A 14,607-nucleotide genomic window follows, 5' to 3' on the forward strand; every position below is an offset into this window, starting at 1 on the left:
CACACGTACCGGTACGCACGAGGAGATGGAACATGAAGCACACGAAGGAGAGAGCCGCTACCCGCGTGCTCGCAGGACGACGAGGCGTGGCACTGCTCGGTGTCACGACGATGGCGACGCTCGCCACGGCGGCACCGACCGTCGCGCAGCCGGCGCTCGACGACGACTTCCTCGTCGAGGAAGCGACGATCGAGGACATCTCCCGCGCGTTCGCCGACGGGTCCCTCACCTGCGTCGAGCTCACCGAGCTCTACATCGCGCGGATCGCGGCGTACGACGACGCCGGCCCACGGATCAACTCCGTCGCCACCGTCAATCCCGACGCCCTCGAGACCGCCGCAGCCCTCGACGAGGAGTACGCGAGCACTGGCCCGCGCAGCGACCTCCACTGCGTCCCTGTGCTGCTCAAGGACAACATCGACACCCACGACATGGCGACGACGAACGGCTCGGTCATCCTCGAGGACGCCGTGCCGCCGGACGACGCCTTCATCACCGCCAGGCTCCGTGAGGAGGGTGCTCTCATCCTCGGCAAGGCGGAGATGGGAGAGTTCGCCGGAGGCAGCTACAACACCATCAACGGACAGGTGGTCAATCCGTACAACGCCAAGCGGGGGACCGGCGGCTCCAGCGCCGGGTCGGGCGCGGCCATCGCGGCGAACCTCGCCGTCCTCGCCGTCGGTACCGACACGAGCACGTCGGTCCGCGGTCCCGCGGCCTACAACGGGATCGTCGGCCTACGCCCGACGACGGGCCTGATCAGCCGTGACGGCATCGTCCCCAAGAACCTCACCTTCGACTCCGCCGGCCCGATGGCCCGCACGGTCACCGACACCGCCATCATGATGCGCGCCCTGACCGGCGTGGACGAGGCGGACCCGTTGAGCGTGGAGGTGTACGAGGACTACCCCGGTGGCGCCCCCGGCGCGCCCGGCATCGACTACCTCGACCACCTGGACGAGGACGCTCTCGACGGCGTGCGGCTGGGTGTCGTGCGGACGTTCTTCGGGGGCGACCCCGAGATCGACGCGATGGCGGAGGAGGCGCTGGAGACCCTCGAGGAGCAGGGGGCCACGCTCGTCGACATCGAGCTGGACCCTGAGTTCGTCGACTTCTACCTCACCAACGGCGGCCCCAACATCCGCACCATCGCCGACTACCGCTTCAAGGAGGAGTTCGAGACCTACCTCGCGACCTTCGGGCCGGACGTGCCCAAGACGGTCGAGGAGTTCATCGAGATCTACGAGGCCGAGGTCAGCCAGTCGGCGCTGCCCGTGGAGGCCAGCGTCCTGAACCTGCTGAAGCGGTCGCTCACGACGTCCACCGACGACCCGGCGTTCCAGGACCTCGTCGAGCGCGTCCTGCCCGCCGCGACGGAGTACAAGCTCTCCCTCTTCGAGGACAACGACGTCGAGGCGCTCGTCTTCCCGTACGAGACGAGCTTCGCGACGCCGATCAACAACCCCGTCGAGACCGTCGAGGACCCGACGTTCGTTCGGTCCAGCGTCCCCAAGCCCTCGACGTTCGCCGGGTACAGCTCCGTGGGGTTCCCGGGCGTCGTCGTGCCGATGGGCTTCGGATCCCAGGGGCTGCCGATGGACCTCTCCTTCATGGGGCGGCCCTACTCCGAGGGCGAGCTGCTCGGCCTCGCCTACGACTACGAGCAGGCCAGCCAGCTCCGGGCCGCGCCGGCAGGCTTCCCCGACCTGCCGGCCACCCCCGGCCCGGTCGAGCCTTCGCCGTCGCCGTCCGGGTTCTTCCTCTCCGACGACTGGTCGGGGACGGCACACCACGCCTTCCACTACGGACGCGCGACCGACGAGGTGCTCATCGGTGACTGGGACGGTGACGGGACCGACTCCATCGTCGTGCGTCGCGAGAACCGGTTCCACGTCAGCAACGCGCCGAGGGGTGGCCCGGCCGAGCACGTGTTCACGTACGGCCGACCGGGAGACGTCGTCGTGGTCGGTGACTGGGACGGCGACGGCGTCGACACGCTGGCGATCCGTCGCGGGAGCACCTACCACGTGAAGAACTCGCTCCGCGGTGGTGACGCCGACACGGTGGTCAGCTACGGCCGTGCCGGTGACGCGATCGTGGTCGGGGACTGGGACGGCAACGGTACCGACACCTTCGCCGTCCGGCGCGGGGCGACCTACCACGTGAAGAACGCGATGGTCGGCGGCGACGCGGACCGGGTGTTCACCTACGGCCGGGCAGCCGACGTCACGCTGGCAGGTGACTGGGACGGCAACGGAACCGACACCTTCGCGGTGCGGCGCGGCAAGGCCTACTTCGTGAAGAACTCCCTCGTCGGTGGGGCAGCCGACTTCTCGCTCATGTACGGGCGCGCGACCGACGAGGTCTTCGTCGGGGACTGGAACGGCGACGGCCGCGACACCCTGGGCGTGCGGCGCCTGCCGGTGGGCTGACCTCCGGGCAACGCACCTGCCGCGACGGGCCCGCACCTCCACCACGGGGGTGTGGGCCCTTCGCGTGGGGCACGCCCGGGGCCCGGCCACGTCGCGCCTCTGCGCCGAACGTCCAGGTCCTGCCCCGTCACGAACCGTCCTGTCGAGGTGACGCCGCCCCCGGGGGCCGGCTGCCAGTCACGGTCGGCGACGTCTACCCGTGCGGCACCGGCCTCGGCTACGACGAGGAGCCGACGGAGGAGCCGACCCAGCCCGCGCCGACCGCGCCGGAGCCCGAGCCCACCGACCCGGAGCCCACCGCGACCGACGACGCCACGGCACCGGACGACGACGAGTCACCGGCGCCCGGCCCCGGCGGGTGACGGCGACCGGCCGTGCATGGTGCACCCTTGAGGACGGGGGAGGCCGGCTTCGAGGCGGCGCCGGGAGCAGGTCGACGAGGGGGCCCGTGTGAGAACCGCCAGCGAGATGTCCCAGGCCCAGCGGCGGCGTGCCGCGGCCCGGGTCCGTCGGCTGCTCGGCGCCGGGGAGGTCGACCGGCTGGTGGGCACGGCCGGCCGTCGCGCTTCCGTCGAGGCCCTGCTCACCAACCGGCCGGCCCGCACGGTTGTGAGCGTGCAGGACGGTCGTGACTTCCTGTCGTCCCGGCGCCTCGACCACCCGGACGGACTCGGCGCGGAGCGTCTCGCGACGCTCCTCTCGCGGCTGTTCTGGATCCTCGGCGCGGCCACCGTCGTGGCCGCGGTGGTGGCCCTCGTCGTCGGCATGGTCGTCTCGGGCGAGGACGGCGCGGCCGCTGACCCCTTCGAGGCGCTGGGCGAGCTCCCAGGTCCTGGTGGACGTCTGCTGGTGCTCTCTCTCCCGGTCCTGCTGGGCGCCACGGTGCTGGCCCGCTGGGTGCTCTCGTTCATGCGTCCCGTGATCGCCCTTGCCGATGCGCGGTACGCCGTCCGGTGGGCCGGCGCGCGCCCGGGTCAGCTGGCCCGGGGACTGCCCGTGGTCGAGCCGTTCACCGGGCTCGCGGGGTGGCTCCGGGTGCCGGCCGTGGTCCTCTGGGCCGCCGCCGGGGGAGCCGTGCTCTTCGCCCTCTGGCTCCCGACGTACGACGACGGTCCCCCGTGGGGCATCTACCTCCTCGCCGCGGGTCTGGCGCTGCTCGGCATGCTGCCGGCCCTCGGCAGCCGGGCGCTGTCCCGCGCCGGCGCGGTCGCGCAGGACCACCTCGTGGTGCTCACCGCACGCCGGCGGGGTCTGCGGGTCGACGCCGCGACGGCGTTGCAGGAGCAGTTCCTCCAGGTGGCGTTCCGCACGCCCCTCTCCAGGCCCTCCCTCGGGTCCTTCGTGAGCGTCCGGGAGTGGACCGCCTACCCCCTGACGGCCGCGCTGGACGAGGCGGAGCTGCGACGGCGCCGCACGCACGCCGCGACCGAGCTCGACGACGTCACCGTCGCCAGCCCACCCGGGCAGGCGCCGCTGGTGGTCATGGAGCAGCCGGGTGAGCACGGCGGGCTGTCCGGCCGCTTCGACGAGGAGTACGCGGCCGGGTGGCTGGTCGGGGAGGCGCGGGAGCCCGGCTCGCGGGACCGGGTCCTGCTGCTGGTCCGTGACCAGCCGGAGCGCTTCCGGACGGAGGTGCTGCCCGCGTTCGGCCAGCACCACAACCTCGACCTCAACACCCTGGTCGTGCTCGACCGGCCCGAGCAGCTCCCCAGCGGGAGAGCGTGGCTGGAGAGCTGGGTGAAGGAGCAGTCCGCCCGGCGCGGGTGAGAGGGGGGAAGGTTCCTCGTGCCGGCGTCGTCAGCGGCGACGACGGCTCGTGGTCGGCCGCGCCGGCGACGGCGGGGCGGTGGGAGGATGCCGACCATGCGTAGTGACCGCTGGATCGACGTGGCCCGCGGGGCCGGCCTGCTCTCGCCGTCGGGAGCCGTCGCCCCGACGATCTTCGCCGAGATGTCCGAGCTCGCGACCCGCACCGGCGCGGTCAACCTCGGGCAGGGCTTCCCGGACGTCGACGGGCCGGAGCACCTCAAGGACGCCGCGATCGCCGCGATCCGCGACGGGCACAACCAGTACCCGCCCGGCCCCGGCATCCCGCAGCTGCGCGAGGCGGTGGCCGTGCACCAGGGCCGCGAGTACGGCCTGAGCGTCGACCCGGACACCGAGGTGCTCGTCACCGCCGGCGCCACCGAGGCGATCGCCGCGGCGATCCTCGCCCTCGCCGGCCCGGGCGACGAGGTCCTCACGCTCGAGCCGTACTACGACTCCTACGCCGCCTCCATCGCCATGGCCGGCGCCACCCACCGGACGATCCCGCTGCGCCCCGGCCCCGAGGGCTTCCACCTCGACGCCGACGACGTGCGCGCCGCCTTCACCGACCGCACCCGTCTCGTCCTCGTCAACACCCCGCACAACCCGACCGGCACGGTGCTCACCACCGAGGAGCTCACCCTGCTGGCCGAGCAGGCCGCCGCGCGCGACGCCGTCGTCGTCACCGACGAGGTCTACGAGCACCTCACCTACGACGGCGCGCGCCACGTCCCGCTCGCCACGCTGCCCGCGGCGGCGGGGCGCACGCTGACGATCTCCTCGGCCGGCAAGGCGTTCTCCTTCACCGGGTGGAAGGTCGGGTGGGTCCACGGCCCGGCCGAGCTCGTCACCGCCGTGCGGACGGTCAAGCAGTTCCTCACCTACGTCGCCTCCGGCCCGTTCCAGCACGCCGTCGCGACGGCGCTCGCCGACGAGGACGGGCGGACGGGGGAGTACGTCGCCGGGCTCACCGCGTCGCTGCAGTCCCGCCGCGACCTCCTCACCGGCGCGCTCGACGCCGCCGGCTTCGCGACCGTGCGGGCTGCCGGCACGTACTTCGTCGTCGCCGACGCCGCCCCTCTCGGGTTCACCGACGCCGTCGACCTGTGCCGACGGCTGCCGGAGCTGGCGGGCGTCGTCGGGATCCCCGTCAGTGCGTTCTGTGCCGCGGGCTCGCCGACGGCACAGGCGCTCGGTTCGTGGGTGCGCTTCACCTACGTCAAGCAGGAGAGCGTGCTCGAGCGGGCGGCGGAGGGACTGGCCCGGCTGCGCGCCTGAGCGCCGCACGTGCGTCGCACGTTCACCACCTCCGACGCCGTTCGGATGGGCGACCGATGACGGGGAGGTGCGACGCGAGCGTCGGCAGCAGGCGGGGTCAGCGGACGGCGCGCAGGTAGTCCGCGACGGGGGAGCGCCAGGGGAGCCCGCTGCCCCTGACCCAGGCCTGGAGCGCCTCGATCTCCTTGGCATCGAGGATCTCGGCGAACGTCTTCCCCGCCGACTCGGCGAGCTCCGACCGCGTCGTCGGTCCGTGCGCCTGCTCGACCACCCAGGTGGCGATGGAGAACCGCCAGGCGTGGAGGCCGGCCGGAACCCGCGACACCAGGCGTGCCAGGGCGAGGAGCCGCGCCGCCGTCGTCGGTGTGCGCCCGAGGAGCGGGCCGAGCTCGTCGGCACCGTGCCCGAGGAGCGCGCGCTCGTTGGTGATGCCCAGGCGGGTGAGCGCGCCCGTGGACTCGGCGACGCCGGGCAGGGTGAGGAACGTGCCCTTCTCGGGAGGGAACGCCTCCCGGTAGACATCCGTCGTGCGGAAGCGTCCCAGCTGGGGGTCCTTCGCCCGCCACGCCGCCAGCTCGGGGTCGGTCGCCGCGATACGCAGGTGGTGGACCGCCCTGCCGGGGTTCGGCGGGGCAGCGGTGGCGTAGTGGCAGGCCGCCTGGTGGTGCTCGAGCGGAGTGAGCGGCGGCTCGAGCTCCTCGTCCTTGCCGACGACCATGAGGATGCGTGCGGAGCGCTGGATCGCCGCGAGCACTGTCCTGCTGTCCGCGGCGGTCCTCTCGTCCGCGAGGAGGGTCCGCACGTCCGTGACGAGCTTCTCCGCCAGCTTGCGGCAGTCGTCCAACGCACTCGGGTCCGTGTCCGCACGGTCGCTCGCGTACGCCCCGTTGATCTGGGCGACGACCCGGTTGAGCCGGGCACGCAGGGGGAGGAGCGCGTTCTCCGTCGGGCATGCTGTCGCCAGCTCGGTGAGTCGCTGCCCCAGCCGGGCGAGCGCCTCGTCGTAGGTCGCCAGCTCGGCGGGGTCCGTGGCGTCACGGAAGCGGTGGTGGAGGAGAGCCAGGGCGGCACCGAGGTTCCCGCTGTCGATGGCGACGGCTCGGGCGAGGAGCGGCACCGCGGCGTCGTAGTCCCGCGCGAAGTCGGTCGTCGCCACGGCCTGGAGCCCGATGGAGGTGCCGTCCGTCGCACCGCCGAGCCCCGGCAGGTGGTGGACCTCGTGCAGCTTGGCGAGCACCATCGCGGCCGTCACCCGGTGCAGGTCGGGCGTCACCGTCGTCGTCGCGGCGGTGGCGGGCGTGGCGACCCCACCCTTCACCGCCGGGTCACGGAGCCCGAGGAGCGGGCCATCGACGACGGCGGCGAGCACCGTGCGGCCGTTGTGGGCGATCTGCACCGTCTCCCGGTTCTCGGACTCCTCGTCGACCGACACCTCCCACGGGGCGCGGGGCAGGAACACGCTGACGATCCCGACGAGGATCTTCGCGACCGCGCCTGTCGGCAGCGCGCTGAGGGCAGCGGTGTCCAGGGCGGACACGTCGGTGCCGCGGGGGTACTCGGCCCCCTGCGGTGACCGCGCACCCAGCTCGTTGAGCAGGCCGACGACATGTGCGGCCCGCTGAGGGGACTCCGTGCCGTCCGGTGCGCGCGCGGTCACCGACACCCTGAAGGCGCTCGCGAGCAGGCCGGCGAACACGCGAGCCGCCCCGAGCGCCAGCACGAGGATGCCGGTCACCCGCGCGAGGAGCGGGCCCAGGTCTGCGCTCGTGCTCGGTGCCCCCACGAGGAGGTGGACGAACGCGATCGTCGCGAGGAGTGCCAGGGCGCAGGCGCCGGCGCGCTCCAGGCCCCGGCGCGTACCGGCCGCCGGGAGGTGGGCGAACGACCTCGGGAGCAACCACCGTGTCCACGCCCGCGCGAGCACGTAGATGGCGGCAAGGAGCCCGAGGACGGCGAGCGCGAGCGAGTCGAGCGGCGCCGTCCACCGCTCGAAGAAGTCCGCCACCGCGGTGGCGGCGCGCTGGCTCCACGTCTCAGGCTCGGTGGACGGCGCAGACTCGGCTACCAGGATGCCGACGCTTCTCCAGCCCATGACGCACTCCCGCCGACGACGGCGGGAGCTGCCCCGGACGGCAGACTCGACTCCATCGTCTGCGCCTACCGTGGCACCGGCGCAGGTGGCGGGACACGCCCGGAGCGGGTGAACCGCGGGCAGGGGCAGGTCGGTGCGGGGGTGACCGGGTCGCGCCACCGAAGGGCAGCGCTGCGTCGCCCATCTGCACGACCAGTGCCGGGGCATATCGTACGACGCGAGGACGCCGGGGCGGCGCGCGGCCCGTGCGCCGAGCCGCGCGCCTGGCCGCGCCGCATGTCACAGGCCGCATGCTGAGACGGGCGTCTCTAGAGGTGGACAGCGCACCGTTTGCCGTCGGACCCTGGACCTGCCCACGACGCGCCGCACCCCCGCGCGCGCTCGTGCACCCGTAGGAGGCCCGCTTGATCGACCTAGTGGACGTGTCCAGGACGTTCCGCACACCCGGCGGGGACGTCCACGCGCTCGACCACGTGAGCCTCCGCGTCGAGCCGGGGGAGATCTTCGGGATCGTCGGGCAGTCGGGCGCGGGCAAGTCCACCCTCATCCGCACGGTCAACGCCCTGGAGAAGCCGGACTCCGGCACGGTCACCGTCGACGGCGCCGTCATCTCCGAGCTCAAGGGCAAGGAGCTGCGCGAGGCCCGCCGCCGAGCCGGGATGATCTTCCAGCACTTCAACCTCCTGTCCTCGCGCACCGCGCAGGCCAACGTCGAGCTCGCCCTGGAGATCGCCGGCGCCGCCCGCGCGGAGCGCCGCCGGCGCGCCACCGAGATCCTCGAGCTCGTCGGGCTGTCCGACCGCGCCGGCGCCTACCCCGCCCAGCTCTCCGGCGGCCAGAAGCAGCGTGTCGGTATCGCCCGCGCCCTGGCCGACAACCCGAGCGTCCTGCTGTCCGACGAGGCCACCTCGGCGCTCGACCCGGAGACCACCCGCTCGGTCCTCGACCTCATCCGCCGCCTGTCCCGCGAGCTCGGCCTCACCGTCCTCCTCATCACCCACGAGATGGACGTCATCAAGCGCATCTGCGACTCCGCCGCGCTCATGGAGGACGGCCGCATCCTCGAGCACGGCCCCATGGACCGGCTGCTCACCACCCCCGGCTCGCGCCTGGCCGCCGAGCTCTTCCAGCTCGGTGAGCTCCCCGCGCCGCGCGGCACGACGATCATCGACGTCACCTTCACCAGGCAGACGTCCTCCGAGCCGGTCATCGCGCGCCTCGCCCGCGACCAGGGCCTGGACGTCGCGATCCTCGGCGCCGCCATGGAGACCATCCACGACGGCACCCAGACCGGCCGCACCCGCCTCGAGATCCCGGGGTCCGCCGAGCAGGTCGAGACCGCGCTCACCTACCTGCGCTCGCAGGGGCTCTTCGTGGAGGTGGTCCGATGATCGACCGCAACGACCCGGACTTCTGGTCCCGGCTCATCGACGTCGTCACCACCGGCACCTGGCAGACCCTCTACATGGTCTTCGTCGCGCTGCTCTTCACGGTCGTCGTCGGCGTCGCCATCGGTGTCCTCCTCGTCACCACCGAGGACGGCGGCCTCTACGCCAAGCCCTTCGGCTCCCGCGCGCTGGGGAAGGTGGTGAACCGGACGCTCGACGTCGTCGTCAACATCGGCCGCTCGATCCCCTTCATCATCCTCATGTTCCTGCTCATCCCGTTCACGCGGTTCGTCGTCGGCACCTTCATCGGACCGACCGCCTCGATCGTCCCGCTCACCATCGCCGGCATCCCCTTCTTCGCCCGGCTCGTGGAGATCGCGGTGCGCGAGGTGCCCCGCGGGGTCATCGACGCCGCCGTCTCCCTCGGCGCGACCAAGCGCACGATCCTCTTCAAGGTCCTCCTCGCCGAGGCGGTCCCCGCGCTCACGCTGGGCCTGTCGACGACCGTCGTCGGCCTCATCGGCTACTCCGCGATGGTCGGCGCCGTGGGCGGCGGCGGCCTCGGTGACGTCGCCTACCGCTACGGGTACCAGCGCTACAGCCTCGAGTACATGCTCGTCGTCGTCGTGCTCCTCGTCGTCCTCGTCCAGATCCTCCAGTCCGTCGGCAACTACGTCGCCCGACGTGCCTCCCACCGTTAGGAAGTAGATCCATGCGCCTCACCCGCACCCTGCCCGTCGCCGTCGTCGCCGCCCTCACGCTCGCCGCGTGCGGCGGAGGGGACGACGACGCCGCCACCTCCGGCGCCGAGTCCGACACCATCCGCGTGGCCGCCCTCGAGGTCCCCGCCGGCGACATGCTCCGCTTCCTCGCCGAGGACCTCGGCCCCGCCGAGGGCCTGACCATCGAGTTCATCCCGTTCAGCGACTACAACACGCCGAACCCCGCCGTCGTGGACGGCGACGCCGACGCCAACCTCTTCCAGAACACCACGTTCATGGAGACCTTCAACGAGGCGATGGGCGAGGACCTCGTGTCCGTCGGCGAGGTGTACCTCCCACGCATGGGCCTGTACTCCAACGACTACGCGTCGCTGGAGGAGCTGCCCGACGGCGCCTCGGTCGCCATCCCCAACGACCCGACCAACGAGGGCCGCGCCCTCAAGCTCCTCGCCGCGCACGGGCTCATCGAGGTCACCGAGGACCCCATCACGATCGCCGACATCACCGCGAACCCGCGCAACATCGAGTTCGTCGAGATCGAGAACGCCACGCTCCCGCAGGCCGTCGAGGACCAGGACGCCGCCATCGTCACCGCGGCCTTCGCGCTGCCCGCCGGCCTGGGCGAGGACAGGATGATCCTCGCCGAGGAGAGCGACAGCGAGTACTACAACGTGCTGTCCACGACCCCGGAGCTCGCCGACGACCCGCGCATCGCGACCCTCTACGAGCTGCTCACCTCCGACGAGATGGACCAGTTCCTCGAGGAGCAGTACCAGGGCGTCATCATCCCCGTGGAGTGACTTCGGGGGGCGCCCGGCTGGGGCCGGCACCGCCCTCCCGGACCACGCTGCTGAGACGGAACTGCGCGGCTGACATGTCAGCCGCGCAGTTCCGTTTCTGCAGCGGCGTGCGGGACCGCCGCGGCCGCGGACCGGACCGGCCGTCTCAGAGCGCCACGGCGACGAGCGCGGCGGCCGGGAGCACCGAGGAGGCGACGGTGCCCTTGACGCTCTTGCCCCGTGGCCGCCAGTAGCCGAGCGCGTCGGCCAGGCCCATGAACAGCGAGGAGAGCAGCAGGTACACCAGGCAGGCGACGACGACGACGGTCCCCGCCGCCCGGTCGCCGAAGTTGACCATCCACAGCCCCACGAGGGTGCCGACGCCGACCAGGGCGTTGCGCGCCCCGATGCAGAACGACCAGAGGTGGACGTTGGGGAGGCCGTCGGGCTCGATGCCGAGGAAGCGCTGGACCCGGGGGCGGTGGATGTAGAACGCCTCGAAGGGCGAGACGGCGATGACGATGACCGCCGCGAGGGCGGCGCAGATCTGGGTGAACGTGCTCATGGCTTCCTGCCTGGGACGGCTTCGATGACGGAGATGGGCGAGACCGTGGGGACGATCCGCGTGGTCCGGAACCCGGTGTCGGCCAGGAGGGCGCGCCACTGGGGCTCGGTGCGCTCGCGGCCCCCGACGAAGAGCATCATGTCGAGGTCGAGCGCCTTGGTGAGGTGGGGGGCGTTCCCGGACGGGACGACGCCGTCGAGCACGAGGAGGGTCGCGCGCTCGCGCATGTGCGCGCGCAGGGTGGTGAGGACCGCCGCGGCCCCGGCGTCGTCGTAGTCGTGGAGCACCCGGCGCAGGAGGTAGACGTCACCGTCGGGAGGGACCGAGTCGAAGAACGAGGCGGCCTCGAAGCGGTAGCGGCCACCGAGGCCGGCCTCCCCGAGGAGGCGGGCAGCGCCGTCGGCCATGGACGGCCGCTCGACGAGCACCCCCTGCGCGGCGGGGGAGGCCCCGAGCACGAGGGCGAGGAGCTGCCCGTGCCCGCCGCCGACGTCCACGACCCGGGAGAAGCGGGTGAAGTCGTAGACGGCGGCGACCGCCGGCCAGTCCAGGGCGCAGAGCCGGGTCATGGCCGCGTGGAAGACGTCGCCGAACTCGGCGTCCTGCTCCAGGACCTCCCACATCGACCGGCCGAGTGCCCGCTCGGCGCCCGGCTCGCCGGTCCGCACGGTTGCGGCGAGCTCGGCCCAGACGCGCTGGTAGCGCGGGTCGCCGAGCATGAGGACGACGTCGCGCATCGAGTCGGCCGTGCCCGACCGCAGCCGGTCCGCCAGCGGCGTCAGCGCGAAACGGCCGTCGGGCTCCTCCCGGAAGACGCCCCACGTGGCGCACGCCCGCAGCAGCCGGTGGGTCGCGTCCGGCTGGGTGCCGACGCGCGCGGCGACGTCGGCGGGGGACAGCGGGCCGGCGGCGAGCGTGTCGGGGACACCCAGACGTGCCGCAGCGTAGAGCGCGTGCGTGGACATGAAGCCGGAGCCCAGCTCGAGGACGCCGACCTCGGGCGGCACCATGCGCGCGGCGAGGTGCTGGACCGTCGTCCGGACCGAGGTCGCGGCCCGGGCGAGCCGGGTGGGAGGGACCCTGCTCATGATGACCCCTAAGATGGTCAGTAGTACTGACTAGTTTCCTCCGTGCCGGACCGCTGTCAAGGGGGTGTGCCGATGGATCTCGCGACGCTGATGTTCGTGTCCTACCGCGCGATGGACGAGCGGGTGATCGGCGCGATGCAGGCCGCCGGTTTCGACGTGACGCCGGCCCAGGCCCGGCTCGCGCAGCGGATCGCCGACGGCGGGTCACGCCTCACCGACCTCGCCCGGCAGGCGCAGGTGACGAAGCAGACGGCGAGCCTCCTGGTCGCCGCGCTCGAGGAGAAAGGGCTCGTCGAGCGGGTCCCGGACCCGGCGGACGGGCGCGCCCGTCTCATCCGCTTCACCCCGCGGGGCCGTGCGGGCGCCGTGCGGGCGCTGGAGGTGGTGGCCGCCGTGGAACGGGAGTGGGAGGGGCACCTCGGTGCCGAGCTGACGGGCAGCCTCCGGGAGGCGCTGGTCCGGCTGCGGGAGGTCACCGACCCCGACGGGTGACCTCCCGGGAGAAGGCTCGCCCGCCCCGGACCCCGCTGCAGGAACGGACCTGCGCGGCTGATGTGTCAGGCGCGCAGATCCGTTTCGGCAGCGGGGATCGGTGGAGGCTAGCCGGCGACGGTGAAGGTGATCTCCGGGGCGTCGTCGTGCTCGCCGGCCGGGGCGTAGGCCACGGTGTGCGAGCCGGCGTCGGCGATCTCGACCGGGCCCTCGTAGGCCAGCCACTCCCCGCCGTCGAGGGAGTACTCGATCGCGTCGACGCCGTCGACCGTGCCCTCGAGCACGAGGGTGACGGGGCCGTCGTAGGCGGCGAAGTCGGCGCAGGCGATGGGCAGCCCGGGGAACTCGGAGTCGTGGATCATCATCGACAGCGGTGTCTCCCGCGGGACCCACTCGGCCCCGCCCGAGCCGAGCGCGCTGCCGGTCTGGCTGGGCTCGAGGGGCCCGGCGGGGTCGTTGCTCGAGGACAGCCAGATCTCGTTCGGCGGCTCCGGCTGGCCGGCGTGGTCGTGCATGTAGTGCCCGCCGAACTCGGTGCACGAGCCGTCGTGCAGGTGCGCGGGGTGGGTCGCGCCGGAGGTGAGGCCGGTGACGTTGGTCGAGATCTGGGTGCCGTTCTCGTCCTTGACGAGCGTGACGGTGCCCTCGACGACGAGCGTGTTCGTCGCGCTGCCCAGGCCCTCGTCCAGCGGGCCGTAGGAGCCGGTCGAGGTCCCCAGCACCGCGGCGCTGACCGGCCCCGAGGCCGCGGCTGCCGCTGCGGCGTCGTGGTCCTCCCCGCCGTGCGCGCCGTGAGCGCCGTGATCCTCGGCGTCGGTCTCGGCGTCCGTGGTCTCTGCCGTCGACTGCTGGCCCTCACTCGTGGGTGCGGCGTCTGCCGGCGCCTCCTCGGCATCGGAGCACGCGGCCACCACGAGGCCCAGGCTGAGGACGACAGTTGCCATCCGGATGTGTGAGCGCATCGTTGCCTCCGTCCGGCGGCACCTGTTGCCGCCCGCGGAATTGTATAGGCATGTGCGCCAAATCGGGTGCAGCCGTCCCGCGGCTCAGCGCGCCTCCGGCGTGACCCGGTAGCGGCGCAGCCGCAGCGCCGGGTTGACCTCACGGACCTGCTCCAGGCGGGCCCGGTCCAGCTGTGCCACGGCCACGCCCGGTGCCTCGCCGGCGGCGGCCAGCGCCACCCCCATGGGGTCGAGGACCACGCTGTTGCCCACGCCCGTGGGCGCCGTCTGGTCCGCGCCGAGCACGAAGACGGTGTTCTCGATCGCCCGCGCCCGCAGCAGCGTGCCCCAGTGGTACTCCTTGAGCGGTCCCGGCGCCCAGGCGGCGGGGACGGCGAGGACGTCGGCACCGGCGTCGACGAGCGTGCGGGAGACCTCGGGGAAGCGGACGTCGTAGCAGGTCTGCAGCCCGACGGTGAAGCCGTCGACCTCGAGCAGCGCGGCCTCCTGCGGGTCCGCCGCCATGACGCGGTCGGACTCGCGGTAGCCGAAGGCGTCGTAGAGGTGGACCTTGCGGTACACCGCACGCAGCTCACCGCCCTGGACGCCGACGAGCGCGTTGCGGATGCGCTCGCCGTCGGCGGCCTCGTTGACGCCGGCGACGACGGTGAGGTCCAGCTCGGCCGACAGCTCCCGCAGCCGCCCGACGCCCGGGCCGTCCAGGGGCTCGGCGCTCGCGACGAAGCGCTCGTCCATGGCCGGGGCGGTGAAGACGGAGAACTCCGGGAGCACCGCGAGCCGGGCGCCACGGGCAGCGGCCGTGCGCAGGTGCTCCTCGATCGTGCGCAGGTTCGCGGCCTTGTCCTCACCGGGCCCGAACTGGACCACCGCAACCGTCAGCGACATGGCGCTCCTCCCTCCGACGTCGTCCGGCCGAGGGTACCTCTCCCGCCTCGGCGCGCCGCGTCCCGCACACGCCGGCGGCGCCACCCCCCGCCCGAGAAGTAGCGCCGTCGTCGCCCCC

12 protein-coding genes are annotated in these 14,607 nt (G+C 73.0%); 7 read left to right on the forward strand and 5 right to left on the reverse strand.

Annotated features, from left to right (window positions below; all coding sequences use genetic code 11):
* Nucleotides 1–86 precede the first annotated feature (86 nt).
* From GD632_RS08015 to GD632_RS08025, 3 genes are all read left to right on the forward strand, one after another.
* Nucleotides 87–2,432: an amidase family protein gene (locus GD632_RS08015; RefSeq protein ID WP_193311405.1), complete on the forward strand. Its 2,346-nt coding sequence runs from the start codon at nucleotides 87–89 to the stop codon at nucleotides 2,430–2,432.
* A gap of 450 nt (nucleotides 2,433–2,882) precedes the next feature.
* The gene (locus GD632_RS08020; protein WP_152190751.1) at nucleotides 2,883–4,199 is read left to right on the forward strand and encodes a hypothetical protein; all 1,317 of its coding nucleotides are present in this window, start codon (nucleotides 2,883–2,885) and stop codon (nucleotides 4,197–4,199) included.
* Nucleotides 4,200–4,295: 96 nt separating this feature from the next.
* The gene (locus tag GD632_RS08025; RefSeq protein WP_152190753.1) at nucleotides 4,296–5,516 is read left to right on the forward strand and encodes a pyridoxal phosphate-dependent aminotransferase; all 1,221 of its coding nucleotides are present in this window, start codon (nucleotides 4,296–4,298) and stop codon (nucleotides 5,514–5,516) included.
* Between the two features lie 97 nt (nucleotides 5,517–5,613).
* Here the strand turns inward: GD632_RS08025 and GD632_RS08030 are convergent, their stop codons facing one another.
* Complete coding sequence (locus GD632_RS08030) at nucleotides 5,614–7,608, reverse strand: hypothetical protein (RefSeq protein WP_152190755.1); 1,995 nt, start codon at nucleotides 7,606–7,608, stop codon at nucleotides 5,614–5,616.
* A gap of 404 nt (nucleotides 7,609–8,012) precedes the next feature.
* Here GD632_RS08030 and GD632_RS08035 point away from each other — a divergent pair, with 404 nt between their 5' ends.
* Genes GD632_RS08035 through GD632_RS08045 form a run of 3 tightly spaced genes read left to right on the forward strand, consistent with a single transcriptional unit; the run spans nucleotide 8,013 to nucleotide 10,518 of the window.
* On the forward strand, nucleotides 8,013–8,999 hold the full coding sequence (locus GD632_RS08035) for a methionine ABC transporter ATP-binding protein (RefSeq protein ID WP_152190757.1): 987 nt from the start codon (nucleotides 8,013–8,015) through the stop codon (nucleotides 8,997–8,999).
* Nucleotides 8,996–9,697: a methionine ABC transporter permease gene (locus tag GD632_RS08040; protein ID WP_152190759.1), complete on the forward strand. Its 702-nt coding sequence runs from the start codon at nucleotides 8,996–8,998 to the stop codon at nucleotides 9,695–9,697. The genes GD632_RS08035 and GD632_RS08040 overlap by 4 nt, the downstream gene beginning before the upstream one ends.
* 11 nt (nucleotides 9,698–9,708) lie before the next feature.
* Nucleotides 9,709–10,518, forward strand: coding sequence for a MetQ/NlpA family ABC transporter substrate-binding protein (locus tag GD632_RS08045; RefSeq protein ID WP_152190761.1), 810 nt, complete (start codon nucleotides 9,709–9,711; stop codon nucleotides 10,516–10,518).
* Nucleotides 10,519–10,663: 145 nt separating this feature from the next.
* Here the strand turns inward: GD632_RS08045 and GD632_RS08050 are convergent, their stop codons facing one another.
* Nucleotides 10,664–11,062, reverse strand: coding sequence for a DUF1304 family protein (locus GD632_RS08050; protein ID WP_152190763.1), 399 nt, complete (start codon nucleotides 11,060–11,062; stop codon nucleotides 10,664–10,666).
* The gene (locus tag GD632_RS08055) at nucleotides 11,059–12,150 is read right to left on the reverse strand and encodes an acetylserotonin O-methyltransferase (RefSeq protein ID WP_226924745.1); all 1,092 of its coding nucleotides are present in this window, start codon (nucleotides 12,148–12,150) and stop codon (nucleotides 11,059–11,061) included. Before GD632_RS08055 ends, GD632_RS08050 begins: the two co-directional genes overlap by 4 nt.
* Nucleotides 12,151–12,222: 72 nt before the next feature.
* Here GD632_RS08055 and GD632_RS08060 point away from each other — a divergent pair, with 72 nt between their 5' ends.
* A complete protein-coding gene (locus GD632_RS08060) occupies nucleotides 12,223–12,642 on the forward strand; it encodes a MarR family winged helix-turn-helix transcriptional regulator (protein ID WP_152190767.1) in 420 nt (139 codons plus the stop codon).
* Nucleotides 12,643–12,749: 107 nt separating this feature from the next.
* On the opposite strand, the gene GD632_RS08065 is transcribed toward GD632_RS08060, so the two are convergent.
* Nucleotides 12,750–13,604, reverse strand: coding sequence for a hypothetical protein (locus tag GD632_RS08065; protein WP_152190770.1), 855 nt, complete (start codon nucleotides 13,602–13,604; stop codon nucleotides 12,750–12,752).
* A gap of 84 nt (nucleotides 13,605–13,688) precedes the next feature.
* Nucleotides 13,689–14,489, reverse strand: coding sequence for a carbon-nitrogen hydrolase family protein (locus tag GD632_RS08070; protein WP_152190772.1), 801 nt, complete (start codon nucleotides 14,487–14,489; stop codon nucleotides 13,689–13,691).
* Between the last annotated feature and the right edge of the window lie 118 nt (nucleotides 14,490–14,607).

Origin of the sequence: Georgenia satyanarayanai (genome assembly GCF_009193135.1) — a bacterium.
Taxonomy (GTDB): Bacteria; Actinomycetota; Actinomycetes; order Actinomycetales; family Actinomycetaceae; genus Oceanitalea; species Oceanitalea satyanarayanai.

Excerpts from the sequence above, each read along its gene's own strand:
- GD632_RS08040 (WP_152190759.1), top strand. The coding sequence starts at position 8,996 with ATGATCGACCGCAACGACCCGGACTTCTGGTCCCGGCTCATCGACGTC.
- GD632_RS08050 (WP_152190763.1), bottom strand. The coding sequence starts at position 11,062 with ATGAGCACGTTCACCCAGATCTGCGCCGCCCTCGCGGCGGTCATCGTC.
- GD632_RS08030 (WP_152190755.1), bottom strand. The coding sequence starts at position 7,608 with ATGGGCTGGAGAAGCGTCGGCATCCTGGTAGCCGAGTCTGCGCCGTCC.
- GD632_RS08025 (WP_152190753.1), top strand. The coding sequence starts at position 4,296 with ATGCGTAGTGACCGCTGGATCGACGTGGCCCGCGGGGCCGGCCTGCTC.
- GD632_RS08060 (WP_152190767.1), top strand. The coding sequence starts at position 12,223 with ATGGATCTCGCGACGCTGATGTTCGTGTCCTACCGCGCGATGGACGAG.
- GD632_RS08055 (WP_226924745.1), bottom strand. The coding sequence starts at position 12,150 with ATGAGCAGGGTCCCTCCCACCCGGCTCGCCCGGGCCGCGACCTCGGTC.
- GD632_RS08045 (WP_152190761.1), top strand. The coding sequence starts at position 9,709 with ATGCGCCTCACCCGCACCCTGCCCGTCGCCGTCGTCGCCGCCCTCACG.
- GD632_RS08070 (WP_152190772.1), bottom strand. The coding sequence starts at position 14,489 with ATGTCGCTGACGGTTGCGGTGGTCCAGTTCGGGCCCGGTGAGGACAAG.
- GD632_RS08065 (WP_152190770.1), bottom strand. The coding sequence starts at position 13,604 with ATGCGCTCACACATCCGGATGGCAACTGTCGTCCTCAGCCTGGGCCTC.